This window comes from Bacteroides congonensis (genome assembly GCF_900130125.1).
Taxonomy (GTDB): Bacteria; Bacteroidota; Bacteroidia; order Bacteroidales; family Bacteroidaceae; genus Bacteroides; species Bacteroides congonensis.
Window position 1 is genome coordinate 626070 of sequence record NZ_FQXY01000009.1, and the last position, 25056, is coordinate 651125.

27 protein-coding genes are annotated in these 25056 nt (G+C 38.4%); all 27 read right to left on the reverse strand.

Annotated features, from left to right (window positions below):
* Window positions 1–29: 29 nt before the first annotated feature.
* Window positions 30–2042 (reverse strand): coiled-coil domain-containing protein, encoded by a 2013-nt coding sequence (locus tag BQ7997_RS09210; RefSeq protein WP_073345660.1) that lies wholly within the window; start codon window positions 2040–2042, stop codon window positions 30–32.
* Window positions 2043–2091: 49 nt separating this feature from the next.
* On the reverse strand, window positions 2092–2286 hold the full coding sequence (locus tag BQ7997_RS09215; RefSeq protein ID WP_022137280.1) for a hypothetical protein: 195 nt from the start codon (window positions 2284–2286) through the stop codon (window positions 2092–2094).
* Between the two features lie 345 nt (window positions 2287–2631).
* A complete protein-coding gene (locus BQ7997_RS09220; RefSeq protein WP_073345662.1) occupies window positions 2632–3582 on the reverse strand; it encodes a tyrosine-type recombinase/integrase in 951 nt (316 codons plus the stop codon).
* 231 nt (window positions 3583–3813) lie between these two features.
* Entirely contained in the window at window positions 3814–4752 is a 939-nt protein-coding gene (locus tag BQ7997_RS09225; RefSeq protein WP_073345665.1) for a hypothetical protein, read from the reverse strand.
* 9 nt (window positions 4753–4761) lie between these two features.
* Window positions 4762–5928 (reverse strand): formate-dependent phosphoribosylglycinamide formyltransferase, encoded by a 1167-nt coding sequence (purT, locus tag BQ7997_RS09230; RefSeq protein WP_073346506.1) that lies wholly within the window; start codon window positions 5926–5928, stop codon window positions 4762–4764.
* 62 nt (window positions 5929–5990) lie between these two features.
* Window positions 5991–7394 carry an acyloxyacyl hydrolase gene (locus tag BQ7997_RS09235; RefSeq protein ID WP_044654084.1) on the reverse strand — a complete coding sequence of 468 codons (1404 nt, stop codon included), beginning with the start codon at window positions 7392–7394 and terminating at the stop codon, window positions 5991–5993.
* A gap of 31 nt (window positions 7395–7425) precedes the next feature.
* Window positions 7426–8049, reverse strand: a complete 624-nt coding sequence (locus tag BQ7997_RS09240) for a chloramphenicol acetyltransferase (protein WP_073345667.1) — start codon at window positions 8047–8049, stop codon at window positions 7426–7428.
* 124 nt (window positions 8050–8173) lie between these two features.
* Window positions 8174–9691, reverse strand: a complete 1518-nt coding sequence (locus BQ7997_RS09245; protein WP_073345669.1) for a DUF4301 family protein — start codon at window positions 9689–9691, stop codon at window positions 8174–8176.
* 431 nt (window positions 9692–10122) lie between these two features.
* Window positions 10123–11127: a hypothetical protein gene (locus BQ7997_RS09250; protein ID WP_073345672.1), complete on the reverse strand. Its 1005-nt coding sequence runs from the start codon at window positions 11125–11127 to the stop codon at window positions 10123–10125.
* Between the two features lie 188 nt (window positions 11128–11315).
* Window positions 11316–12143, reverse strand: coding sequence for a hypothetical protein (locus BQ7997_RS09255; RefSeq protein WP_073345675.1), 828 nt, complete (start codon window positions 12141–12143; stop codon window positions 11316–11318).
* A gap of 3 nt (window positions 12144–12146) precedes the next feature.
* On the reverse strand, window positions 12147–12614 hold the full coding sequence (locus BQ7997_RS09260; RefSeq protein ID WP_073345677.1) for a hypothetical protein: 468 nt from the start codon (window positions 12612–12614) through the stop codon (window positions 12147–12149).
* Between the two features lie 128 nt (window positions 12615–12742).
* Window positions 12743–13156 carry a lipocalin-like domain-containing protein gene (locus BQ7997_RS09265; protein WP_073345680.1) on the reverse strand — a complete coding sequence of 138 codons (414 nt, stop codon included), beginning with the start codon at window positions 13154–13156 and terminating at the stop codon, window positions 12743–12745.
* A gap of 20 nt (window positions 13157–13176) precedes the next feature.
* On the reverse strand, window positions 13177–14235 hold the full coding sequence (locus BQ7997_RS09270) for a hypothetical protein (protein ID WP_083589204.1): 1059 nt from the start codon (window positions 14233–14235) through the stop codon (window positions 13177–13179).
* Window positions 14236–14728: 493 nt separating this feature from the next.
* Complete coding sequence (locus BQ7997_RS25890; protein ID WP_008648040.1) at window positions 14729–14917, reverse strand: hypothetical protein; 189 nt, start codon at window positions 14915–14917, stop codon at window positions 14729–14731.
* A 4-nt stretch (window positions 14918–14921) separates the two neighbouring features.
* Window positions 14922–16253 carry a hypothetical protein gene (locus tag BQ7997_RS09280; protein WP_008648041.1) on the reverse strand — a complete coding sequence of 444 codons (1332 nt, stop codon included), beginning with the start codon at window positions 16251–16253 and terminating at the stop codon, window positions 14922–14924.
* A 1-nt stretch (window position 16254) separates the two neighbouring features.
* Complete coding sequence (locus BQ7997_RS09285; RefSeq protein WP_073345682.1) at window positions 16255–18636, reverse strand: hypothetical protein; 2382 nt, start codon at window positions 18634–18636, stop codon at window positions 16255–16257.
* A 1-nt stretch (window position 18637) separates the two neighbouring features.
* A complete protein-coding gene (locus BQ7997_RS09290) occupies window positions 18638–20446 on the reverse strand; it encodes a rhoptry family protein (protein WP_070750243.1) in 1809 nt (602 codons plus the stop codon).
* Window positions 20447–20452: 6 nt separating this feature from the next.
* Window positions 20453–20752: a hypothetical protein gene (locus BQ7997_RS09295; RefSeq protein ID WP_394333727.1), complete on the reverse strand. Its 300-nt coding sequence runs from the start codon at window positions 20750–20752 to the stop codon at window positions 20453–20455.
* Window positions 20753–20763: 11 nt separating this feature from the next.
* Complete coding sequence (locus BQ7997_RS09300; RefSeq protein WP_070750242.1) at window positions 20764–21060, reverse strand: hypothetical protein; 297 nt, start codon at window positions 21058–21060, stop codon at window positions 20764–20766.
* A 50-nt stretch (window positions 21061–21110) separates the two neighbouring features.
* Window positions 21111–21566: a phage tail tube protein gene (locus BQ7997_RS09305; RefSeq protein ID WP_070750241.1), complete on the reverse strand. Its 456-nt coding sequence runs from the start codon at window positions 21564–21566 to the stop codon at window positions 21111–21113.
* Window positions 21547–21948 (reverse strand): DUF3168 domain-containing protein, encoded by a 402-nt coding sequence (locus BQ7997_RS09310; protein WP_073345685.1) that lies wholly within the window; start codon window positions 21946–21948, stop codon window positions 21547–21549. The genes BQ7997_RS09305 and BQ7997_RS09310 overlap by 20 nt, the downstream gene beginning before the upstream one ends.
* The gene (locus tag BQ7997_RS09315; RefSeq protein WP_073345687.1) at window positions 21945–22394 is read right to left on the reverse strand and encodes a hypothetical protein; all 450 of its coding nucleotides are present in this window, start codon (window positions 22392–22394) and stop codon (window positions 21945–21947) included. Before BQ7997_RS09315 ends, BQ7997_RS09310 begins: the two co-directional genes overlap by 4 nt.
* On the reverse strand, window positions 22387–22704 hold the full coding sequence (locus BQ7997_RS09320; protein ID WP_032855836.1) for a phage head closure protein: 318 nt from the start codon (window positions 22702–22704) through the stop codon (window positions 22387–22389). The genes BQ7997_RS09315 and BQ7997_RS09320 overlap by 8 nt, the downstream gene beginning before the upstream one ends.
* An 11-nt stretch (window positions 22705–22715) precedes the next feature.
* On the reverse strand, window positions 22716–22973 hold the full coding sequence (locus BQ7997_RS09325; protein ID WP_008648051.1) for a hypothetical protein: 258 nt from the start codon (window positions 22971–22973) through the stop codon (window positions 22716–22718).
* Window positions 22970–23275, reverse strand: coding sequence for a head-tail connector protein (locus tag BQ7997_RS09330; RefSeq protein WP_004308845.1), 306 nt, complete (start codon window positions 23273–23275; stop codon window positions 22970–22972). Before BQ7997_RS09330 ends, BQ7997_RS09325 begins: the two co-directional genes overlap by 4 nt.
* Window position 23276: 1 nt before the next feature.
* Window positions 23277–24494 (reverse strand): phage major capsid protein, encoded by a 1218-nt coding sequence (locus BQ7997_RS09335; protein WP_004308843.1) that lies wholly within the window; start codon window positions 24492–24494, stop codon window positions 23277–23279.
* Entirely contained in the window at window positions 24494–25045 is a 552-nt protein-coding gene (locus BQ7997_RS09340) for an HK97 family phage prohead protease (protein ID WP_073345689.1), read from the reverse strand. Before BQ7997_RS09340 ends, BQ7997_RS09335 begins: the two co-directional genes overlap by 1 nt.
* Window positions 25046–25056: the final 11 nt, after the last annotated feature.

Below are 25056 nucleotides of genomic sequence, written 5' to 3' on the forward strand. Positions count from 1 at the left end.
CAATTTTATTGTTTACAATAAATTCGCAATCAGTTTGCTTTGTTTTTAAGAACTACACAGATATAGCAATGTTTACCGTATTTAACTGAGCCTTTCTTAGCTTGTAAGCCTACAAATATTTTAACGCCATCCAAAGTCTTCACGTAGTCAGACGCATCTTTAATTTGCGTTATAGTCCCATTGCTGGATACGGTAAAACAATTCGCCAAGCCAAGACTTGTTTGATTGCTATATGCAGCAGAAGCTAAACTAAATTCTACCTCTAAATCCTCTCCTTCATTAGCTAACGTTTTTTCTCCTTGATTAGCTGTAATCTTAGAGTCAAAAATAGGATGTGATTGATTCATGAAATTGCCGTCTATCAAAAAGTATCTTTGATAACAATCTGATTCTGAAATGGTAGGGGATATACTTTCTTTTACATTCTTCAGTTCTTTTTTCGTATCCCCATTTTCATAGAACTTATAAAGTAAACCCTCATCAACAGATCCCGGTGCAACATAATATACGCCCATATACTCAGATAGTCTATCATTCTTTGAAGCACCAACGCTTACGTCGTTCAAAGCAAGAGCTACTTGGAAATTCATAGGAGTTGAATAGATAGATGCATTCTTGATTTCCGTTGTCATTGATGCTGTTATTGTAAAAGTAGAACTTTGTGTAGAAGTTATAGACTCAATACTAAAAACCGGAAGTTCATTTTCTGCACGAGTCGGAGTTGAGTCCACTGACTTCACAGAGATTGAGAACGCACCTTCTGCAATTTTTTTCGCTACCTCAAAAGGTCTAATATCCACCTCCATAGTTAATTCATAACCATTATCACTAGATTCTAATTTCACGTAGTTTCCTATGTATTGCGGAATAATCACCATACTTTGGATACGGTCAAACAGATTCTTTATATCTTCTTGTATTGATTCTATTTCCTTCTCTATCGCTAAAATCCTTTGTTCGTACTCCGTAACGATTTTATTCAACGCTTCAACTTGTTTCTTAACATCTGCCACAAGTTTACTTGTGGTTAATATGTCAGTCTTGTTTTTTTCGACAGCACCAGACAACTCATTCAGTTCTTTCTTTACCTCTTCAATTTCTTTTGCAATTTTTTCCGGTTCTACTGTCTTAATCAGTTCTTCAAGAGCTGCTATTTTTTCAATATAGTCATTTTGTAAGACAGAAAATTCATCAGTCAATTTTTCAAACTTTTCATCCCACTTGGTATATTGTTCTTTTATTCCATTAATAGCATCCCACAAATTCTTAAACTCAGTAGCATGTTCTGCCATCACCTCAGTTATCCGGTTATTAATATCTATAATATCCCGTGCAGCATCACTTATCGCCTCTTCATGACGTTTCACATCAGTAGCAATATCGCCCACTTGCTTTGTAAGAGTTGTGATACTATTCCCCAACTCTTCCTGCAATTTGGTCAAATCGCCTACCGCTTTTTCCAGTTTCCCAATCAGTTCTTGAGAAGGTGCCTTTGCAATTTTGTCCCTCAAGTCATCAATTTCATCTTGAATGGTTTCCCGTATCTCTTCCAACGCTTTCACTTGTCCTTCCAGGGCATTCACGCGCCCGTCCAATGCATCAAGACGAACATCAATACCTTGGATTTCAATAGAAATAGCCAATAAATTCTCATTAAACTGCTGTTCCAAAGATTCAATCGAGTCTTTAATACCGATTAATTCTTCATTGTTATCCGCAATTTTCTTTTCCAAACCGGCGATTTTCCCTTCCAGTTCCGTTTTCACATCATCCAGTTTCTTCAGAACCGCCTGAATATCTTTTTTATGCTCCTCCGTAGTTTCAGCATCTTCCAATGCTTTTTGCAATGCCGCGATTTGTTCGTCAATAAGAATTACCTTTGAATTTAGATTATCCAAACTGATTTCTCCATCCTTTATCTGATTACGGATGATTTCCAGTTGTCCGTCGTAGTCTTTCTGGCAACCACCCATTAACACGCTTGTTGTCCCCAATAAGAACAACATTACAATAAAAATAAAATTATGCTTCTTAATATCCATTATACAGCTCTCCTTCCCTTATTTCTAATCTTAATTATATCTAATTTGCCTAATAGGGTCTTATCCCACTAATGATGCCACGTTCAAACAACTCTTCCAGTATATCCGAATCTACATTAGTTACAGCCCGCTTTCCATGTGCAAGTTTATAAATCTTCCAGGGAGAGACTCTAAACTTGATAGCCAACTCATTATAAACACCACGATGTCTTGATTTGCAAAATTTCCGAATTTGTTGTATCATATCACTTCACTATTAATTATACCATCCCTTTTCCTGTTACTTTGTAGGTAACAGGAAAACCTTTGTTCCTGCTCTTTTAGAGTAATCAATACGGAAAACAGCCTAATTAAAGATGAAATATTCTTACCCCTGCTTCCAAAGGGTAGTAGAGGGAAGGAAGCTTTTTGCAAAATTCAGAGAGTAGAAGAGCTCTAAAGCAAAAAATCTATATGTTTTATCGTGTCAATTCCCTTTTAGATTCATTTAGAAGAAAAAAAGTCGTATTTTATTTGTTTAAATTAAGAAATATGACCATATTTGCAGCGGAATAATATTCCTGTTACCTACAAAGTAACAGTCTATTTATTAAGCTATTGCGCCACCGATCGACCGCTTCACAAAATCAATAATCTGCCCGTTTGCATCATCAATTTTCTTGTTTCGAAACGGCTTCAGATATGTCTCCGTCACCATAATGGATGAGTGCCCCATCGCTTCGGAGATAATACCCGGATGAATTTCGCAATAATAAGCAGTCGTAGCCCACGTGTGGCGGGCGGTGTAAGAACTCAAGTGGTCTTTAAGCCCCAAGAATTTCCCTAGCAAAGCCAACTGATAATTGAAGCTACGCAATGCCAATTGATATTCGCGATAGGCTTCTTCCGTCCCCTCCCCGCTTTTCAGAACAGGAAACAAATAAGGAGACCTAACATCATGATTCATATGTTTCCGCAATAAAATCATTGCTTCCGGAGCCAGTGTCACCGACAACGGACGTCCTGTTTTACGCCGACGGTAAGTGATGACGTTATCCCGCAAGTCACTCTTGCGCAAATAAGCGAAATCGACAAACGGTAAGCCACGAAGCAAGAACATCAAAATAAACCACTCTTGCGCCTCTCTCATAGCGGAAGGAACAGAAGCAGTAGCCTGTCGCGGCAGACGGGCAAACACTTTCTTCATGTCTTCCATATCCAATGCACGCTGACGGTCTGCACGTGTGCCTGTATAAACCGAATGAAACAAATGCGGTACATATACAGCTATCCGTCTGTCTATCGCACGATTATAAATCGCCCGCAAAGTACGAATATAAGTAGACACCGTATTCCAACTGCATCCACGTTTCCGAAGACTACTCTCAAAACGTTTTAACCATTCGGGCGTCAACTGATAAAACGATAATTTTTCGGAACCATGAAAAGTGAGTATTGCATTCAAGCTGCTCCTATATACATGGGCAGTCCCTAAATTCCCACTTTTTTGTAATTCCGCTGCAATCTCTCTCATAAACGAGACTAAACTTTCTTTCTTCATTTACTTTTCTACAATAATTATTATTTACTAAATTCATCATTTCCCACTTTATAAATGAAACAATATTTTTTTGAATATAGAAAGCCAAGCCGGATATTTTTAAATCTATAATTTATTATTTGGGGATTATTATGATTCCAACATAAAGGCGGCTCATGTTACTTGGACATGAGCCGCCTTTTGATATGATTTCCTTAATGAAAGGAATAGATTCTGAACTTATAGTGACAATCAGAAATAGTAGCGTATTCCCCCAAGAACATTGATACGGGTAATTCCGGTACGTTCATTATCTTTCAGTTTCACTTCGCTACGGTCGGGCAGACTGCCGTTAACCGTATTCGCAGTTACACCAATACCCCAATGGGTGTCAATCATATATTCCATACCTATCGTAGCATGCGCTCCTACTCCGGTAGAATTATAGAAAGGCTCGTGATAAAGGAATACACCGACACCCAAGCCGGCTTTCATCATCCATTTATCCCATCGGTAACGCGCCACCCATTCGGGAGCGATATAAGAAAGCATCATGTCCCCGCCGGGGAAAGAGGTTTTGAAACCGGAATATTGCAATCCGATGCCCCAACCGCTACTCCAAGTATATTCGTAAGAAAGTTTCCATTCCAAGCCACCTTTATTTCCCAAAGATTTTCCGTCGGGGTCATAGAGTTTACTTGTAATCCATCCATACCCTATACTGGCTTCGATAGTACTGGCGGGCGCCCGCCTCTTCTCCTTCTCTTCCTTAGCTACCACATGACCGAGGTCAATCACATCTTGCAACGGATTCACTTTCAGCGTATCCACTTCCATATCCGAAAGACGGAGCATCAGGCCGGAAATCTGATGGCAGGAACTTCCCCAAAAAGAAGGTTCCAGATGGTCGGTAATGGCAAGCCCGTTCCCGCCGTTCTTCCCGGTAGCTTCCTGTGCAAGACGCAGTACCTGGTCGTAACGGCATTTATTGGAAAAGCCCCGATCTACTACCACAACACGTCCTATCGTTTCGGCAGTATTAGGAACCATCCCGCCCGGTTCGATAACGTGCACAGAATCTGCCGGAATCACGTCCGGATAAGTTTTTGAGATATGGGTCACCACTTTGGGCGAGCAAGCAGTCAGTAGCAGCAGGGTTGCACCTGCTACAAAAAGGTGGGCTTTTTTCATGTTTGTTTTTTAGTACACTTCTACTTTTTCAGCGATTCCCTTTGCCTTATCACGCAACGCATCGAGGTCGGAATTCAACGGAGCGTAGCAGAGCACTACTCCCATACGACGGTTGACACGGGTAAACGGTTTGCCGAATATGCGGAGATAGGTATCTTCTTCTTTTGTCACCTCTTCCAATCCACGATATTGAGGACGTTCCTGGCTGGCAATCGGAGAAAGGATAACGGCGCTTGCCCCTATCCGCTCCTGCTTGATACCGGGAATAGGCAGACCAAGTACGGCACGGAGATGAAGTTCAAATTCGTTCAGGTTTTGCGTTCCTGCCAGTGTCACCATGCCCGTATCGTGCGGACGTGGAGAAAGTTCGGAGAAGTAAACTCCGTTTTCGTGGCTCAGGAAGAATTCCACTCCCCACAGTCCTGCGCCTGTCAGGGCACGGGTTACTTTTTCCGCCATTTCTTCCGCTTCTTTCAGATGGGCGGGGTCGATATGTGCGGGTTGGAAACTTTCGCGGTAGTCGCCACCTTTCTGTACGTGTCCGATGGGCGGGCAGAACAAGGTAGGGCCATTCTTTTGGGTAACAGTCAATAAGGTGATTTCGCTGTCAAACTTGATAAATTCTTCGATGATAAGTTCGCGGATATCACCACGGCTTCCACTGCATCCGTATTCCCAGGCGTGTTCGAGTTCGTCGGCACTCTTTACAAGGGATTGTCCTTTGCCGGATGATGACATCAAAGGTTTTACCACACAGGGAAAACCGATTTGGGCGGCAGCTTCTTTCAGTTCTTCCAGTGTCTTGGCATAGAAATATTTGGCTGTTTTCAGTCCGAGTTCTTTGGCGGCAAGGTCGCGGATGGCCTTGCGGTTCATCGTGAAGTTGACGGCACGGGCACTGGGCACTACTTGGATTCCTTCTTTCTCGAAGTCGTACAAGCGTTCTGTGCGGATGGCTTCAATCTCCGGCACGATAATGTCCGGCTGGTGTTTCTTTACGACACGTTCCAGTTCTTCACCGTTCAGCATGTCGAATACTTCAAATTCATCAGCCACTTGCATAGCGGGAGCTCCCGCATAAGAGTCACAGGCAATGATATGCTGACCTTTACGCTGAGCTGAAATTACAAACTCTTTTCCTAGTTCTCCTGAACCGAGTAACAGTATTTTCTTCATCATTTTGAGTGTTTTATATTAGTGATGCAAAATTAGTATATTTCGATGAAATACGGCCTTTTTTAATGACGTACTTTCGGATATTTATTGTGAAAACGGAAACCGAGTCCGAGCATCAGGTAATTAGGGGTCTGAAAGTTCTGAAGATTGTAACCGATGTGAAGGAATGAACTACGGGTGATGTCCATTTTCAAGGCAAACACCTGATATAAGCCACGCAAGTCGCCACGCCCAAGTACGTTCGAGCCAAGACCGACGCCGATTGTGAAATAAGGCATCACGTATTCCGCACGCCCCGAAACACCCAAGGCTAACTGGTGCTGGATTCCCGGTCTGCAAAAACGGCGGGCACCGGTATCTCCGTATTCTGTAATCACATCTTCGATATAGACATTGGCACTGCCGTCATAAACACCATCCAACGAAACTCCGAAACGGAATTTATAATTGAGATTGTACATCGGGGCAAAGTTGAATCCCGCCACGGGATAACTGCCGGGAGAAGCAATCTGTTTTCCACTCTCTACATACACTCCTTTCCGCCGCCATGAGCCGAACATGACAAGGTCATAACTGATGTGGCGCGGGAAGCGGGGAATCAATGGAGTTACCAGTGATTTGGTCAGGTCGGATTCCTCGCGGTTGAAGTTGTAAACCAGTCCGATTTTAGCTCCGGTAGTGTTCACTCCTGCATTGGGAAACTTGGTGTTTCCATTGGAGAAATGCGTGAAGTCGCCACCGATTATCAGGTCGAAATAACGGGAGAACGCCCAATTCAGGTAAATACCTGCATTGAGGTAAGCATTCATGCGGGAGCCGACAGCTCCGTTATAGGAATTATAATCATTGTCATACGGCTGCCATCCGGCGGAAATACCGAAATTCCATTCGTAATTGAGCGAAAGGCGCGGATTGAAACGCGCGATGCGTGCACCTTGAAATAGATAGAAAGTGAAAGGGTCACCGAGCTGTTTCTTGTCGCCAAAGGTGGTGATAGCCAAACCGAAACCTTGATAGGCACCGCCATAGATGCGATCGGCACAAGTATTGGGACGGAATTTGAATGAATATTTCAGATGGGCGGCAAAAGACGTCTGAATCGGTTTCCACCGCTCGTTCTCTCCACGCAGGAAAGGATTGGTGGGAAATACGTACTGCGGGCGGGCTTCTATGCCCAGGCGATGGATAAAGCGATGAGGAGTGTATGCCGAAACGGAATCGAATCGGTATTCCCCGTATTCCGGGAAATATCCCTGCCGGAGTCCACGGATTTCTTCCTGTAGCTTCCTGACTTCCTGTCGGAGTTCACGTACAACTTCCTGAAGTTGTTTCACATCCTGACGGGTATCTTCCAGTGTATCTTGCCGGACTTCCTGTGAATGTAAAAAAGCTCCCGGAAAAAGTAATGCCGAACAGAAGGTAAAACGGAAGGCGATGTCTTTCCATCTTGGTATTTTGAATCTCATAGACGTCTGGTTTGTCTTTTTAGAACGAAGTTTATAAATCGAGGATTTCAATAAACTTGGCGACATGATAACCATCCATCAGTCCATGATGACAAGTGACGGAGACAGGTAGCAGCAGTTTCTCTCCTTCACGGAAATACTTTCCGGTGGAGATTTTTGGGACGCTGTCGCCCGAACGCATATTGGTGGGGTGTTTCATATCTGTGAAAACGAGCCACGGAACAGCCGAGTAATGAATGGCGTTGGGATAGAATGTCCCCCCTTTGTTCAGTCCGGTGGTGGCTTGCAGACGTTCCATTTCGGCTTTCGCTTTGCGGATGAAGGTAAGTTCGTCCGGGTCATATTCGAAGGCGGCGAAAGAAAACGTATGGTCGGCACGGCCTACGGTGGCTTCGGGCAGAAGGCTGTCATAGCACACTACCCTATCCCCTTCGATACGGTAGCGGAACTCTTCGACTTTGGCGGCAGCGGTAACAATCCGGTGCAGCACCAAGAGGGAGAAAGATACGCCTTTGTCTTTGGCTTCCTGATATGCGCGGGTGCAGTCTACATTGACCGTCACTCCGAAAAACGGGTCGTCAAAAGCACTGAAGTGCTCGAAATGTTCTTTTCTGTTCCAGGTAGCAATATCAATGATTTTCTCAATCTGATTCATTCTAAACACTCTTTTTTAAATAGCCGGTTGCTTGCGGATGCAGAGCCGCTCAAACGCAACCGGACTGTTAGTTTGTGGAAAACGGCTGCCCGGTTTTCCCCGACCGGGCGGTCGTCTTTTTACTTTACTGATGTTGCTCGCGCAGCAGGTCGTTCACCGTCTTCACCGGATTGAAGGTAGAGAGGGGAACTTCTACAAATACGGTATTCCAGTCGCTCATCGCACCGTTCCACAAGCCGGGAAGTTCAAGAGCTTTCAGGTCTTTGCCGTTCTTTGATTTGTAGGAGATGAAGCCAGTTGCCTTATCCACGTAGTTCACTAAATCGAATTTATGACCTTTATAGTCACGCACGGCACATACCAGGTCTACCGGGTTGAAGTGTGTACCGTTCTCGAACATTTCCTTCTTCTCAGGGTCGTTCATGTCAATTTGAGAGCTTTCGAGGATTTGCAGGGAAATCGTTCCGTCACTGTTGTATGCAAGGAACGGGCCACCACCCGGTTCGCCTACGTTCTTCACCATTCCGCAGACACGCATTGGACGGTTCAGTTTGTTCTTCAGATAGATAGCGAGTACGGAATCTTCGAGGTCTTTCGTTTCCGGATTCTTGCAGAAAAATTTCTTTTGCAGGAACTGGAGCATTTCCATCATTTGGTCGTGCGTATATTTGCCGCTGTCAAGCAGTTCGAGGTATTCGAATGCCTGCTTTTGCAGGGAGACGAGTACGCCGGCAATCAGTTTCTTATAAGTAACGGTGTCCTCTTTCAGTTTGTCGGGAACAACGTTGTCGATGTTCTTGATAAAGATAATATCGGCATCGAGGTCATTCAGGTTCTCAATCAACGCGCCGTGTCCACCGGGACGGAACAGCAGTTTGCCGTTGTCGCGGAACGGTTGGTTGTCCATATCGGCAGCAATGGTGTCGGTACTCGGTTTCTGCTCGGAGAATGTGATGTAGTAATCTACTCCGTAGCGTTTGGCGAATTCGCCGGACTTTTCTTCCACCAGTTTCTTGAAGAGTTCACGATGCTCGGTAGATACGGTGAAGTGCACGTTGACTTTGCCGCTCTTTCCGGCTGCGTACATAGCCCCTTCGGCAAGATGTTCTTCCAACGGGGTGCGTGCGCCTTCGGGATATTTATGGAATTTGAGCAGACCCTTCGGCAGTGCGCCGTAATTCAAGCCGGCAGTTTCGAGTAATGCGGAAACTACGGCTTTATAGTTACCTTCCTCGATTAATCCGGGGATGTCTTTTCCGGCTGTACGCTGACAAGCTACGTTGAGGTCGTCATAGAAAGCAAAATCCTTGATACCGTCGAAGAATGCTTGTTCAAATTTTGTAGTCGGCGTATCATAGTCGGCAGACAGAAACTCGAAGAGGTTCTTGAACATACGGCTCGCGGCACCCGAAGCCGGTACAAACTTCACGATAGTCTTATCCGTGTTTGTATATGCGTCCCATGCTGCCAAATATGCTTTCTGCTCTTCAGCGCCGGGGGCTAATATACCTTTCTCGATGGAAGCCGCAGCGTCCAGTTTCAAAAAAGGAAAACCTGTCTGGAAGCAAGCCAGTTGCTCGGCTATTTGCTCTTCCGTAATGCCTTTCTTGGCAAGCAACTCTTTGTCCTGTGTCGTTATCATAATATCTATTTTTATTAATTGATGCCCAAAAATACAAAATGTTATTTACTTCTTGCCGAATAACCAAGAAAAAAACTACTTTTCTTTCCATATTTCATTATCAGCCACTTACGAAGAAGTGTTATTCATTTATGTACTTTTCAGCGTTATTTGAACACAACAAAGATAGATAAATATCCGATGTTATCACAGAATTTGTAGAATAAATAGAGTTAACCGATTACAATAAGATTACAGACCTTTTAGATATTTGAAATCTTACCAGCCGTGGAAAGTTGGGGAGCGTGTGGTTTAAAGCACTTTCCTGATAAAATTTCACCCCATACCCCTATTGTTGAGACGGACGGCAGATAAACCGATAATAAAGCAATAAAAAAGCCAGCTAACATTACGCTAGCTGGCAACTGACATCAATAACTAAAGATTCCCGTTTATCCTATTCTATTTAACTGTTCCATAAAATTATGTTTCTGTGCTTCTCTCATAATACTGTCTACCACCTCTCTATTTACATCCTTTAACTTTTCAAGGAGTTCTGTATATTGAATCCCTAAATTATTCTTATTCGCAATCCAATCAATGAAGAAACCTTTTGCCAGAAAACGATAGGTAAACCCAGCATCTAATCCAGCTTTAATTATCTTCTCTGCTCTTTCAACCATTTTTTCAGGCTCATTACCTACATACTTTGTAAGAGTGCTTTCTCCATATTTACACGTATCTGCCAGTACCGATTCTTTTATGTCAGCAGAATAAATCAGATACTTACTAAGCGTTGTCAGTTTGAATCCACCATTTGGTAACATATCATCTGCTTCACCTTTCTTTGTTCTTTGGTGTTGTATATCCATATACTTAACGATAAAACCTAAGATAGCATTATCAGGATACGCTGCACAAGCCTGTTTAGCAAAATCTCCTTTATTCCACTTTACTGACGTATTGTTCATTTCTGATATCATAATCCGTATATCCTCATCTTTAACCAATGGATACATAGCCTTTATCTGTGCAGGAGCTTTAGGCGTAAATTCTTCTGGCTTATCTTCCTTTCTGCTTCCGTTCTTTTGCCATTTCTTCATTGCATTTTCATAATTCTTCTTAGCCTTTGCATCTTTTTCTCGAAGCTCCATTATAGCCCTATACCTGTGCTGACCTTCAATAATAACCAAATAATCATTAGCTTTAGAAGAATCTATTGGAAAACCAGATACAGGGTCTTTCAAAGTTAACCCCTCCTTTACCACATCTTCACCATCAACCACAACAAGCGGAAAATACTGTGTATGTTCTCCAATAGACTTCATTTTGTCATTCAAGTTAGCCTTGTTGATGTCCCGATTAATACCACCAGCAATAAAAGCAACTTTCTTTCCTTCGTTCAATTCTCTTGATTCCAGAGTAAAGATTTCATTCTTACATTCTTTTGTAGTCATAATACCTTTGCAGTTTTTAGACTGGTGCGCTCCAGCTTTAATTAATTTTATACTACAAAGATTGCCCTTTTCTTGAAAAGCTAACGGGAATAAAAAAACACCGCTTTCTTATTCCCCTACTTCACAAGCTGTAGAATGAAGTATTTAGAGAATAAGAAAGCAGAAATAAACAATAAAATAAGTCTCAATCAATAATAAAATGCGTTCAAACTCCTTATGTCCTTATCCTTATATTGTTTCAACAGGGACTTCAAGTAGTCATAGTCAACCAACACACTTTCGTTGCTCACGATACCAGTGAAGTATAGTAAATGAGAAATCAGCGTCTTTTCCTTGTCAGACATATTAGCTCCCTTCTTTCTCTTTTCTTTTACCTGTTCTTGATAATTCAAGGCAGTGATAATCATTTGTGAGAAATAATAAGCCAATACGGAGAATGATTCAGTATGTGAATTACTCAAATCAACGTTACCAGTATTCATTTGGTCTGAATTTACTGTTTCCAATCCGTCTGCACAAAACTTGGCTATACTAGCAATAGCCGTCTTATTATCTATCACGATATTCTTCCTACCTATTTTCAAGGTAATACAAATTGGGCTTTTAAAGACTGCACCAAACGGAGTATCTCTTTTATAATCCTCACTGATAGCATTAACAAATTTTTCTATCTGTTCTTTAGGGGATTCTTTTATTTCTATACCTTCCATACATTTACCCCAACTGCAATCATAACAGAAAAGCAATAGATACCAGAACTTTTCAGCGTCTAAGCCCAATACAGTAAGCAATTCTTGAAGTTCGTCATTCTTTATGTATGAATCAAACGAGAATTTGCCTTTCAATATTCCTCTGTTGTACCTTCCTTTAAAAGTATCTGGCGTTTGTGACGGCAACATATATGCCTGTCCTGTTTCTTCATCATAATCAAAATCAGGGAAATATTCTTGTGTCACTGGATATATATACTCTAGCAACTCGCTATACTGGATTGAGAACTTATCTACTGGCTTCATTACCTACTTTTGTTCTTTTATATATTTCCAAATAGCAGCTAGAATTTCATCAAAATCTTCAATAGTATAACCTGTTTCAAGTTTCTGCTTACAAGTCGGATTATTTATTTTTCTAATATAGGGTATAGGATAATAATCTATTACTCCACCACAATTGAGACTTGTAAATTCCAATTTGTACATCTCCCAAGTATCAAATACTACTTCACAAGGTTCATATTCGTTATTAAAGAAGCCAATCGTATTTAGAGAGGTTTCTTTATTATTCTTGAAAGAATAGCTATATGCTCCTATAGGAATAATATATCGTATATTTATTAAAGACTTCGTCCCTAAAGTCCTTTCTACATAGGAACTTTCCAGATTTTCTTTTATATAGATAAAATAGTTCTCGTTTTTATAAGAATGAGATTCATTGTTCCAGTCTTCTTTTATAATCTCTAATGTCTTTTTAAATTCTTCAATACTCATAGTTTTAATATTTAAATGATTACAACAGCAAATATACTTAAACACTTCAATAGTTTATCCTATAAAATAAAAAAACAGCAAATGAATTTCTTCAAATGCTGTTTTCCAATAAACCGACAGGTTATTTACTACTGCTTAACAAAATAATCTTCACGAGTAGATGAACCTTCCGTATATGAAATAACAAGAGCAGATTCGCTAAATGACTTAACAGTACAGTGTACCGTTTCATCATCTGTATATATAAGCGTCAAGGTATTCCCCTTCTCATCATAGGAGTACTTACCATCTTCTGCTTTTTCATTTTCAACCAATTTGTAAAATGTGCCATTAGCTGAAAAAACAAGTCCTAATCCGCCATCAAATCCATTTTGTCCAGGAATACGTGTATGACCATCTTTAATAGATTTCGTCATCATCCACGTGCCTACTAGTGGAGAATCACTTTTATTTTCATCATCATCGTCACTACTGCAAGCAGCAAAGTTAACACTCATAATCACGGCAATTATTGCCATTCCTATAAATCTTAATGTTTTCATTTTAAAATAGTTTTAATTATTTACTTACTAGGATTTACTTCGTTATCATCTAAATCCCCTCCATCAAAGTTCATATCAACATTCTCACTTCCCATTGGAGTTTTTTCTTCATTTAATCCAATAGCAGCATCTGTACTTCCACCATCCACTTTAATATTAACTGTAGTCATTATATTACGTTTAACAGTAATAGATTCACTAAAATATTGAGTAGCGCCATTAGCTCTTCTCCAAGCCAAATCTATTTTAAAATTATTTGTATAATTATCAGTTTTCCAGCAATCATAAACCCTATAAAAAGTATAGATGGCTTCGGTCTCTTGCATACTATCATTTGTAGAAATCGCCATATCAAGTTCAAGTTCATAATTTCTAACTGATAATGTACCGTCTACAGGTGGATGGACTGCAAACTTTACCCCAAAAACCGTGCGTTTTAAATCTATATTGACAGTACCATTAGCCGTTGGGATATAATCAGTTAATTCACCATAAAATCTATCAGTTCGTGGATATTGCTCTGCTCCTCCATTGCTGCTATCTCTAATACTTGTTATACCCAATTGTAATCCTTCCAAATGAGTATCAAACAACGTAGATATTTCAAACTTATTATTCAAGATAGAATACTGATATACTTTATTATTAACCCCATTCGACAATATCCCTCTATGAAACGGCGCATAATACTTAGACTGATTGCTACTATTTTCAAAATAAACAATATCCACCCCATCTTCTACTAAAGTACATTCAAACTTATATTTATATCCACTAATTAAAGATATGTTCATATCCCCAATATTATCGAATAAACCATATGCATAATTTTTATAAGTACCATTATCCTCTTTATAATATACATTTATTCCATAAATCCTTTTTTTTAACTTTTCTCCTACTCTACTTAAAGGAGTTTCAGAAGTCGAAATAAACTCACCTCCTAAATCGAATGAGATAGTATAAGTTTCTTGGTCGTTTTGTTCCTGCTCCTTAGGTAGTAGTTCGTCGTCACTATTACTACAAGAGAATAGAGTACTTCCTATAAAAAGTATGCCTATTAATCTGAATATTTTCATTGTTACATAATCCGTTTATGATTCTACGTTCCTTATAGAAAGCATTAATAATTTGGAATAAGTGTGAGGAACACAACAGAAGTTGCACACTTCTTAAATAGAACTGTAGTTGATTAGTAGATAGACTGTCTGTTTCTTAGATACTTGTATTAATGTCAACTGTTCCCTCCATTGACGATTAAACATAAAGAAGGCGTGGAAACTATTGAATATTACTATCGTGAGGCTCTCGACTGCCTAGAATGGGTAATAAACAATAGCCCACGCCAGATATGTATATAATCCATCCATATAAGATGAGTATATAACACTGACGTGAGCGTTCTTGCCTACTATCCCCATTCCTTGAAATTGTCGAGATTTCACGATAGGATAATATTTAAAACGCTCTTCGTTAACTAATATGTCCTTTCAGCTCCTAATACATTAGATATCTGAAATTGCTGCAAAGGTACAAAAAAAGCCTGTAATCAATCAAGACTACAGGCTAATATTATTTACTCTTATAATGATAATCTATTCCAAATAAAGCTCCAACGAAAGTAAGCACCTCACCAAATGCTACCAGAATAGAACTATGTATGATACCTACAGGTACTACACAGAATCCTGCTATCAGTAATCCTATACCTACGACAACCAGTATGCAGGCTATTATTAATTGTATTTGTTGCTGATTCATAAACTCAAATAGACCTGAATGTTCCTGCAAATGTACCATCACTACTGATTTTAAACTCTGCTGCATTATCAATCCACCAACTACACATACCCTTAGTTGAGAAATTATATTTTCTCGCTACTAATTTTAATCGTCTTGGATAATGTCCGATTGAAATGTAGCGTACATCTTGCCCGTTATACATAAACGCATAATTATTTGTACATTCAATCCTTATTAAACCGGGATTTCCCTTAAATATCATTTCAACTTCAAGCCCTATAAATGTATCACTGCAAGGTAATATTATTGTTCTAGGGTCATTATCCTTATTTTTCGTAAAGAAGAAATTCAACCCATCCTTTAAATCAACTTCAAATGCATTTGCAAAATCATAATCATCAATATCTATAGTTTTAAATTCCTTCCTCGTACCATACTTTAATGTTAAACTACCTTCTGTATCCCAGCTAATATTTCCATTTGCCAACTTACCAGAACCATCATCTTTCAATTCCCATTTTCCAGATAAGTTTCTTATTGCACCAGACAGATAAGCATTATTAGAATAAAGTCCATCACCAGACAGTTTCCCAAAATCAGTATCAGTAATTCCATCCAGATTACCTATTCTACTGGATACTATGGAATCTGATTCAGAAGTACAACCTGTACGTATATCAATACAGCCATCATACGGATTCAGCAGGATAGAACTTTGTCTGGCTGCATCACTCGTATTGGCTATCCTTACTAAAGCATCACCAGTTTCTATATTGCCTAATGCTTCTATTACATTGCAGGTAATAGTTGTACCATCTACAGTAGTTACCTTTAAGACTATCTTCTTTGAAGATGAATCAAAAGTCTGGCTAAGTAGAATATCGTCTACCCTAAAAACAGAATCACTGACTGTAAGAACCATTACATTATTTTCATTAGAAGTTATACCTGTTACTTGTGCTGAATCGGTGACATATAAAATGCCATTCGTTCCCCTTACCTCATTACTCGTAATAGTAAAGACATCCAAACCACCTTTTACTTTCAGATTGTCAAACTCTCCATTCTTGCCAGCGACAGAGTTAAATTTCACATCAGAATCAGTACTTAAATACTGATTTATTGTATCTACATATTCATTCTTATCTTGTTTGTTTTCATTCAAGTATTTACCCATATTGGCAGATAATGCCTTATCTTTACTGGAAGTTTCCAAATCATCAATTACCACAACTTTAGTACCAGCTTCACCTGATACTGTAGACTGTAAAACTGTACTTGAATAACTTCCACCTACATTCTTTAAATACTTGTTCCTGAAATTATGTGGTATATAGTTAGATTTTATTTCCATATTATCGTATTTCGTTCAATTCAACATCACATTTATTATTAATCAAATCGTATGTGATGGAATTGATTACAAAGTTCTTATTCAAGGTATTCTCTTTCAGGACTGAATTAAGCGATATACCCCTATTCTTTATTGAATTACTGTATCTGAATCGTGGCTTACTATAGTAATTCACATATTTATTAATACAGTGCTCTTCTGCTTTCAGTTTATCCAGTGAAGCTGTATCAGTCAACGTATCAACAAAGTAATACTCATCTCCTATCTTAGTAAGAACATAGCTATAACTGCCTGCGTGTTCGTTATAAGTATTGATTCTAAATTCAATATCATCAAAATCATTGACTATATTTTCATCAATTACATTCTCAAACTTCAAGTCTTCATCATACGTTTCATCATTAAAAATATCCTTCACATAATCAGATGTAGTATATTTCAATTTAACATCATTAATATGAAATGAATTACACCTGACAGGTTCTTTATCGGTACGTCTCATAGGAGTAGTTCCAAGTTGATTAGGAGCGTAAAGTTCAAATATCAACTCCCCTAATGTCATTTTATCAGATGGCAATGAAACGGCAACACCATCTTCACTTTCTGCCAGATTCATACGCCACGAAACTGTATTAGTCAATGAATAATCTGTATCAAACACCTTATCCCCTACTTTATTCTTATGCACCAGATAAAAACAGTCTTGCAATTTACATTCATCATAGAACCATTTCTCGACAAATACACGCTCATTACTGCTATTCATATATGAATACACATAATTTCTATCTGCATATCCACCGCTATACTTTTCACGTCCAGAAATAGAATCATATTCCCCTTTAGTAACAAATCGCCAGTAGCCGTATTCATCCAGATACTTATACCAAGTTGCACCTGCCCAAGTATTTGGACCGTTACATATCTTATAATAATTCCTTGCAACTTTATTATGATACTCTTGATAATTAACCCATCCATCACCATCATAGTACATCTTATCACCAATTGCAAGTTTACATTTAAACATCGTATCTGTAAATCCAGTGGAATATTTACCATCATAGTATTGTTCATCAGATGTTACAATACATTCTGCTGCATTCCAATCACCAGACAGTCTATAATTTATATCAATAATGAAAGTTCCACCTTTGACTGCTATAGGCAGCTTATTTTTCAATGACAATTGGACTCCGTCTGTTGTTTTCCATCCCATCAGACCGTAATCACTTATCGTAAAATATGTCTTCCAATTTAAAGAAGAAGGTTCATTGGCAGTCTCATAATATGCTGCCTTCTGCCAATAACTTCCGTTACTATCTGCATTCTGTGGCGTTACTTCTTCAATCGGAACAGCAAGAATAGAAGGTTTAGCCCACCACCAATTATTTTTCGATTTAAAGAAAGCATTCAGCAACGTATAATTCTTACCACTAATATCCCTTGTCGATTCATAATACTTATTTGCGTCTGCATTCTGATTTATAATATCATCCTCATCATTCCATTCAGGAATTATAGTATTATTAGAATTTGAATTAGCAACTACCACCACCTTATTATATAGCTCACCAATAGCTATACTGGCATTACTTTCATAAATATTCTGATTAACATTAATAACGGTGTTATCAAGTGCTACCACCGTATTACTATCATCTGACAGGGTATATTTAGTATATGAATTGATATTCTTAATAATATCATAGTCCACGAAGTAAATAGAATCACCATAATAATAGCAAGTCATACCCAGATACCTTGCAATATATTCTAATACGTCTTTACAATTCTCTGGTTCATTTGCTTCATCAAAAAAATTCCTATCAAGGATGAATAAGTTATTTAGTAAATCAGTAGTATCATTTATTTTCTTAGCGTTATGTACATAGACATTCTTTATTAGTTCATTAGTATCAATCTGGCTTATGATATGTTTGATTACCTGATAAAAAGACACTATAGACTGCTTTTCATTTAGATAGGTGTAGTTATAGTTACCAAGAGATGAAAGAATATCATTGAACTGCAAGGATAACAAATTATATTCTTCATTATAATCCGTACTGTAAAGACAGGGGACTGAATAACCACACCACAATAAAGAACCATTCTTTGAGATGGTACAATATATCTGGTTTCCTAATGCTGTGTAGAGATTAGCCAGTACCTTAGTTGTTAAGACATTAATCTGGCAATCTGAGCATTTGATTGGTTTGAATACATCATCATCTGATTCATAGTTAATTGAAACTGCATCAGCAGAACAGAGTAATTCAGAAGCTATCAAAGTTCCTCCTGAATCTCTGTATATTTCAATATTGATAGTATTCTCATCTATATCCTTAAAAGATGAGTTATATATTAATTGATAGCCCATTTTACCTTAGTCTGTTTGTTCTATTATTGTGTTGTTTTAAAACTCCAACCAATGCTTTATCTGAAATCTTAAATTCAACTTCACCTGACATAGCACCTCCTTTTACAGATGAACCACCGTCTAACAGGTTGAACAGATTGGACTGCTGACTTTTATTCAGAATCATTTCACCACTATTCACCCTAGCCAACACCTTATCACCAAAGAAGGAACTGCCATCAACTACACCACCATTGGCAAATTGTGGCATAGTGGCAAAAGCTGCTATTACAGAAGCTACAGCAGCACCAGCCAACAACCAACCTACTACTGGTGTTTGCGTGGCACTGGCTACGGCATTTCCTATAGACTCCGCTTTCTTTGCAGCAATAAGAGCTTCTATAGCAGGAATAGCAGTACCTATAGCTGTCATTAAATTAGCACTCCAAGTTAACCAAGCAGAAGCACCTTCATTTGTCATTTGGGATATAGAACCCATAACAGTAGCAATAGCTCCTAATGAAGTCGCATAATCATTATTTACTTTTACATCTTCTTCTGTTACAAATGGAGAAGTTAGTTTACCAATATCCTTTGAATTAAAGCCTTTAACAGATGGAATACCAGCAGGTTTTAAATCTCCCTGCTCCCTACTGTTATATTTAGCAGTAATATTCAGAACTATTTTTTTCTGTTCCAGTTCCTGTATCAGTTTTAGTGCAGATACTCTGGCATCGTTTGTAATGGCAGCAGCATACTTCTTTCTGGCTTCCGTTATCAGCTTATCCAATTCAGCAACAGAACCAGCAGGAATTACTTCTTCTGTTTTTACCTTATTATTTCCTCCAGCAGGTTTAAGACTATTCTGTAATTCCAATGTGCGTTTATCAAAATCATACATACGCTTTTTCAAATCATAAGCATATTCATAGTTTTTAATCATTTCACCTCTATTGGCATCATTATCCTGATTCAAGAAATTCTGCTTTTCAAGTTCTGAATTTTGTTGTTTGAACAGTTCCATTTGTTGCTTAATAGAAGACAGTTTTTCCCTCATCTGTTTTTTGGTTTCACCTGTCCATTCATTAGTATCACCTCTGGTAGAATTAATCCTGCCTTGTATTTGGTTTATTTCCTTTTCGTATGCCTTTAACTGGTCTTGATACTCCGTTAATGCCTTTTTCTCATTTCTAGATGAAAAATCATTATTATTGATTGATATATATTTATGTATATCATTAATATTAAAGTCTTTTCGTCCTGTTCTAATATTCAATGATTGAATAAGTTCTTCTTCTGCACCTCCCAAGACATCAGTAACATCTATTTTAAAATCGTCTTTCAACTTTTGCAAGTCTTTAAATGCCTTTTCCCGTTCCTGCTTGCTTTTGGTAGTATCTCTGATTATAGATTCATATTTCGTAAACTCCGTTTCAAAGACTTTAGTATTGAATCCCATTGATAACTTAGCATCATTCAACGAATCACGCAAAGCAGAAAGTTCTTTCAAATTCCTTATTGTAGAAAGAACACCGTTATTAAATGCTTCAAAACTGCCAGCAGACATAGACTGAAAGAATAAATCTACAGTTCCTTTACAGGAATTTAATGTATTGTCCCATTCATCATTAGTAGCCTGTGAGCTTCTTATTATCTTCATAAAAGCGTCACTGGCAGTAGTCGCAATTCCAATACCAGCAGCAAACTTTCCTATAGTACCTACTATATTGCCTGTTATCTGTTGAAACTCCTGTACTTGCCTACTGCTCCTAACTATGTTATTATTAAAACCAGATGAATCAAGTAATAGTCTGGTTACTAAATCAGCCATATATATTTAGTTTTGTGTGTTTATAAATTGATTAGCTTTAGCCTGTAGTCTGGCTATATCGTCTTTACTGATAGAAGTATCTTTTTCTTTGGCTTCATCCCAATCAAACTTCATAATATCAGTAGGTGATAACTGCTTGGTACTGTTAGTTTGGGCTATGATATAGCTTATCATCCTAGCCTGTTCCCAGCCAGTCTTATTCTTATATTGCAGATTCTCCAAGATTGCCTTCACCTCATACATTTGCATACTGTCCAGAAAATAATCAGGTGTTATACCTGCTTCCAGAACTATCAAAGCATACAATTCGCTAATCGTTACTTTTTTTTTGAATCTACAGTATCACATATGAATGCAGACTGCTTTTCCATCTCCTTAGAAAGAAAATCCTGTAGCTGGATAACTAAGGCTGGTTCATCATCGCATTCATTAATAAAGTCCTCGAATGTCATTTGCAAATCTGGATTATTGGCTACCAACAGGCTATAATAAAACAGGTAGTAATCCGTCAGATTCTCCAATCTGAATACCTTGCCTGTTATCTGTTCAAACACAAACATAGCTCTGATAGTATATCGTATATTATATGCAGTACCTTTAATTTGAATTTCCATAGTATATAAATAAAAAAGGGGAAACTGTAACAGCTTCCCCAGTGAATATATTACGCTACTTTAGGTGATAAAGCCCCTGTTCCTTCCAAAGTAACAGAATAAGTAGCATTGTCATTATCTGGAGCATTAGCAGTAATACTGGTGATAACTACCTTGCCTGTATATCCACCGCCAGCAGTCCAGCCATCGGCAGGCATACCTGTGTCACTGTCTGCATTGGTGCATACAGCAAAAGCAACAGTCAGTTCTTCCCTGCTTATCCAGCTATTTACTAAAGCATTAAAATCTTCTACACTATATAAATTGTCAGTTGTAATTGACCAGCTTAACTTGCTTACAGCTTTACTAGTCCACTTACCACCGTCTTTTGATGAAGTTTCCAAAGTGTTTCCTGTTAAGGAAAGCTGGCAACTGGTTGAAAATGCCAATGCTTTATAAGCAGTACCAGCACCAGTTGTATCTTTAAAAATCATCAGGTCATTACCTCTAAGTATTTTGTTTGCCATTTGTGTTTATGTCGAATGTTAAATTCTGAATGAATGTATCTTCTATGTATTCTTCATCTGCGCTAATCATCCTTATATCATTTATTTCTATTCCTGCAAAGTTCCCCCTTCTACCTTCTAAAGCATCCCTTACATAGTCTGCCAGTTCAACGGTATCCGTGTAATCTTTAGAAGCTATAACTACATCAACCGTAACAGATTCATTAACGGAATAACTGCCTTTAGTGTAGTTTGGTGTGATATTGGTTCTTTTATAAATGATAAAAGGAAAAGTGGTGGATTCTTCAACTATCAAAGGATATATCTTAGAACCTACCTTTTCTTTTATCCTGCTATCTTTCTTTAATAAATGATAGATAACCTTTCCTATTTGTAAGCTCATTTTTTATTAGCAATCCTTGTTATTGATTCTTCAACCATTTGATTTATATTATCGAAGATGGCACGTTCCGTTTTATCTTTAGCAGTTTTAAAGAAATGTGCAGCCTTCATCCTCCCCCTGTTAGCTCCGTTTTTCCTAAGCTGTCTGGTAGTTGTTCCAAGTTCAAAGAACTTTAATCTAAAGTCCCCCATTATATGAACCTTCGCTTCTGTAGCTTTCTTATCAACCTTTAGTTTTATTCCACTGCCTAAAGTTTTGCCGTTCCATCTATTCTTATGATTTATAGCTTTACCTACTACGCTTCTTAGTTGTGTCTTCGTTTCCTTTTGCAGTATTCTTCCAGCTTTCCGTAGTGCATTCTTATACACATTTTTTTGCTGTCTGCTGTTAAGTTCACTAAACATTCTTAGCACCTGTGAAGCGTCTACAGTTACACCGTTATTCATTAATAAGCTCTCCTATGATTTCTGTAGATTGTTTAGCCCTGTCTGAATTGATAGCCAGTATCCTATACTTCTTACCTTGATAGATAATTCTCATTTGCTCGTTTACCTTATGATAGTACCTGATTGTGAAAGTCAGTGTATAAGAAGTAAATATTTCATTATTCTGATTAACCCTATTACCAGAATTAAACTTAATGTTGGCTCTTGTTTGCAGATAGTCTACCCATTCCATAGAAGTAGCCCCAAACTCATTTTTAACTGGTACTGATTCCTGTAGTAATATTGTCTCTGTCAGTAACCCTGCCCTCATAGTATATAGTATTAATAGCCGTACTGTAATCCAGTTTCACCGCTTATTTTTACTGCACTACATAATTCAGGATTCCAGCCAGGATAAAGAACCGTAGTTATAAACTTCTCTTGTCCAGCAGGTCTAATTTCTACAGTTACTTCATTATCATTGGTATTTTTAATGAGAAAATAAAATTCTGGTGTGAATACATCCTCTGTAATATCATCCATTCTACTAACCTGTGTAGACGTTGCCCTACCGTCTCTATTATGTATATAGTCAATCATACTTCTTTGTAGTTTTTATAAAGTGAAATTAGATAGTCAAATGTATATGGCACTTTATTAACGGATGAATAAGATACTGGCTCACGATTGGCATATAGATTACCAATCAGCAGCAGAATAGCGTGAATAACAGCAGGTGGGGTAAATTCCCCATCCACTGCCAATTCATCCAGTTTCAGATTCAAATTGCGTGCTACTGCATCCTCTGCAACATCAATCAATCCAAGTATATATAAATCATCATCCTTGAAAGAATCATCCAAAAGAAGGTGCTTCTTAGCTTCTTCCAGTTTGACGTACATATTATTTTAAGATAGCTTTTTGGAAAGAACCTGTTCTTCTTGGTTTTGCATCGAAATACGCATTGATAACCAATCTAACTTTACCGTTAGCTGCTTGTGTGTACGGGTCTACTGTTAAGTCAATCCCACCCCATTGTCCAATAACAAAATCTTCAAAGTGTCCCATTACAACACCCTTACTGGTAACATTGGATGTACAATATACTGGATAACCGTTCACTTCATTTTCTTCCATCAGACAACCAGCACAACCGACACAGGTATGTACACCACCGTCAGTTACATTGTAAAGAGCGTCTTTAGCAGTAGTTTTCAAAATACCTTTTGCAGATGGCGATACAATGAAACATTTGTTTCCTGCTACATTAGCTTCTTCCAGTGCAGTTTCCATATCAACCAATCTCTTATAAGTAATATCCTTTGTTTCAGCAGTAACGCCATTAAAGATACCGGCAGGCATAGTAGCAGAACCAGCAGCACTACCCAAGATTGTAGCTTCCAGTTTGTCTGATATAGCATTTACAATGTCACGTTTAAGCATCTCTTCTGCACTGGCAGAATCCTGAATCAAGAATTGTTTGGAAACGTCTACATAAGCGGTTAGTCTCTTTGGTTCTAAGTTTACTTCACTGAAATCACCTGCACCGTCTGTAGCAGCAGCAACTTCACCAGCCCAGCTAACATTACTTCCAGAATAAGCAGGAATAGAAACATTACCTACCAGTCCAGACAGATAGCTTGCACCAGCTTTAACCATTACTAAATTAGCTCTCAATGGTTCTAACAGAGCCAGTTTATCTTCTGCTACAGTTTCCTGTCCTGCACCTTCTACAGTTGCTTGTACAATAGCTCTTTCCTCAATCGGTAATACGATTTGTCCAGAATAGTTCTGTCCTGATTTTCTAAATTCTGCAATACCAGCAGATACAACTTCTTGCGCTCTTTCGTCCAGTTGTCTGCTATTGGCTACGTCATTAATAGCCTTTAAAAGTGAAAACTTCTCTTTTTTCATAGATGTATTATTTGTGTTTGTTAGTTTTGTCTCGCTTGCAATCTTTCTTATTTCCTTATCTATGTCTTCCAGTTCAACGGTGATAGAATTAAATTCAGCGTGTTCACCTTCATTTAACCGTCTGGTTTCCTTTTCTGCTTTGGAAACTATTTCCTCTGCCCGTTGCTTTAACTGTTCTTTTTTGTCTAACAGTTCTAAAGTGTTCATTATTGTAGTTTGTGTCTTAGCTCCATATAGTAATCAGTCAAATCTTCTTTATCAAATGATTCCAGCTTTCTAAGTGCTACACTCGTATCAGGATACGCTTCTTTATAGACAGGTGACACGTCAAACAGTTCTTTGAACTTATTGATAGTCCTGATATAAGAACCATTTTCCTTCTTTGTCCAAGTATCGGAATCAATGGTGAAAGCAAAAGATGAAGTAGTAATATCACCTCTCTTTAAACCTTCCAGCAATTCATCTCCCAGATTTGTACAGGGTGCTTCAAAGCTATATTTAAGACCTGTAGAATCAACTTTCAGTTTCAGGCTGCCTGCACCATATTTAGAACGTGCCAGAATACCTCTGTCTTCATTATGATTCAAAAGGCACAAAATATCTGACTGTTGTAGCACTCCTTCCAGTGCCGTAGGTTCTATAACTTCTGTAAACCCGCCTAAATCTCTAGATTCAGAATTGAATACTATTGCATAACCCTCAACAATTCTGGAATCTTCGTTTCTTTTTTCAATTTTACAATTTCGTGTTTCTTTCATAGTATCGTAGT

Coding starts and splice junctions, on each gene's coding strand:
- BQ7997_RS09225 (WP_073345665.1), bottom strand. CDS start 4,752: ATGAAAAAAGCCCACCTTTTTGTAGCAGGTGCAACCCTGCTGCTACTG.
- BQ7997_RS09255 (WP_073345675.1), bottom strand. CDS start 12,143: ATGAAGCCAGTAGATAAGTTCTCAATCCAGTATAGCGAGTTGCTAGAG.
- BQ7997_RS09335 (WP_004308843.1), bottom strand. CDS start 24,494: ATGAACACTTTAGAACTGTTAGACAAAAAAGAACAGTTAAAGCAACGG.
- BQ7997_RS09280 (WP_008648041.1), bottom strand. CDS start 16,253: ATGGAAATAAAATCTAACTATATACCACATAATTTCAGGAACAAGTAT.
- BQ7997_RS09290 (WP_070750243.1), bottom strand. CDS start 20,446: ATGGCTGATTTAGTAACCAGACTATTACTTGATTCATCTGGTTTTAAT.
- BQ7997_RS09210 (WP_073345660.1), bottom strand. CDS start 2,042: ATGGATATTAAGAAGCATAATTTTATTTTTATTGTAATGTTGTTCTTA.
- BQ7997_RS09250 (WP_073345672.1), bottom strand. CDS start 11,127: ATGACTACAAAAGAATGTAAGAATGAAATCTTTACTCTGGAATCAAGA.
- BQ7997_RS09245 (WP_073345669.1), bottom strand. CDS start 9,691: ATGATAACGACACAGGACAAAGAGTTGCTTGCCAAGAAAGGCATTACG.
- BQ7997_RS09270 (WP_083589204.1), bottom strand. CDS start 14,235: ATGAAAATATTCAGATTAATAGGCATACTTTTTATAGGAAGTACTCTA.
- BQ7997_RS09265 (WP_073345680.1), bottom strand. CDS start 13,156: ATGAAAACATTAAGATTTATAGGAATGGCAATAATTGCCGTGATTATG.
- BQ7997_RS09330 (WP_004308845.1), bottom strand. CDS start 23,275: ATGTACGTCAAACTGGAAGAAGCTAAGAAGCACCTTCTTTTGGATGAT.
- BQ7997_RS09260 (WP_073345677.1), bottom strand. CDS start 12,614: ATGAGTATTGAAGAATTTAAAAAGACATTAGAGATTATAAAAGAAGAC.
- BQ7997_RS25890 (WP_008648040.1), bottom strand. CDS start 14,917: ATGAATCAGCAACAAATACAATTAATAATAGCCTGCATACTGGTTGTC.
- BQ7997_RS09220 (WP_073345662.1), bottom strand. CDS start 3,582: ATGAAGAAAGAAAGTTTAGTCTCGTTTATGAGAGAGATTGCAGCGGAA.
- BQ7997_RS09235 (WP_044654084.1), bottom strand. CDS start 7,394: ATGAGATTCAAAATACCAAGATGGAAAGACATCGCCTTCCGTTTTACC.
- purT (WP_073346506.1), bottom strand. CDS start 5,928: ATGAAGAAAATACTGTTACTCGGTTCAGGAGAACTAGGAAAAGAGTTT.
- BQ7997_RS09315 (WP_073345687.1), bottom strand. CDS start 22,394: ATGAATAACGGTGTAACTGTAGACGCTTCACAGGTGCTAAGAATGTTT.
- BQ7997_RS09300 (WP_070750242.1), bottom strand. CDS start 21,060: ATGGAAATTCAAATTAAAGGTACTGCATATAATATACGATATACTATC.
- BQ7997_RS09305 (WP_070750241.1), bottom strand. CDS start 21,566: ATGGCAAACAAAATACTTAGAGGTAATGACCTGATGATTTTTAAAGAT.
- BQ7997_RS09325 (WP_008648051.1), bottom strand. CDS start 22,973: ATGATTGACTATATACATAATAGAGACGGTAGGGCAACGTCTACACAG.
- BQ7997_RS09240 (WP_073345667.1), bottom strand. CDS start 8,049: ATGAATCAGATTGAGAAAATCATTGATATTGCTACCTGGAACAGAAAA.
- BQ7997_RS09320 (WP_032855836.1), bottom strand. CDS start 22,704: ATGAGGGCAGGGTTACTGACAGAGACAATATTACTACAGGAATCAGTA.
- BQ7997_RS09285 (WP_073345682.1), bottom strand. CDS start 18,636: ATGGGCTATCAATTAATATATAACTCATCTTTTAAGGATATAGATGAG.
- BQ7997_RS09340 (WP_073345689.1), bottom strand. CDS start 25,045: ATGAAAGAAACACGAAATTGTAAAATTGAAAAAAGAAACGAAGATTCC.
- BQ7997_RS09215 (WP_022137280.1), bottom strand. CDS start 2,286: ATGATACAACAAATTCGGAAATTTTGCAAATCAAGACATCGTGGTGTT.
- BQ7997_RS09310 (WP_073345685.1), bottom strand. CDS start 21,948: ATGAGCTTACAAATAGGAAAGGTTATCTATCATTTATTAAAGAAAGAT.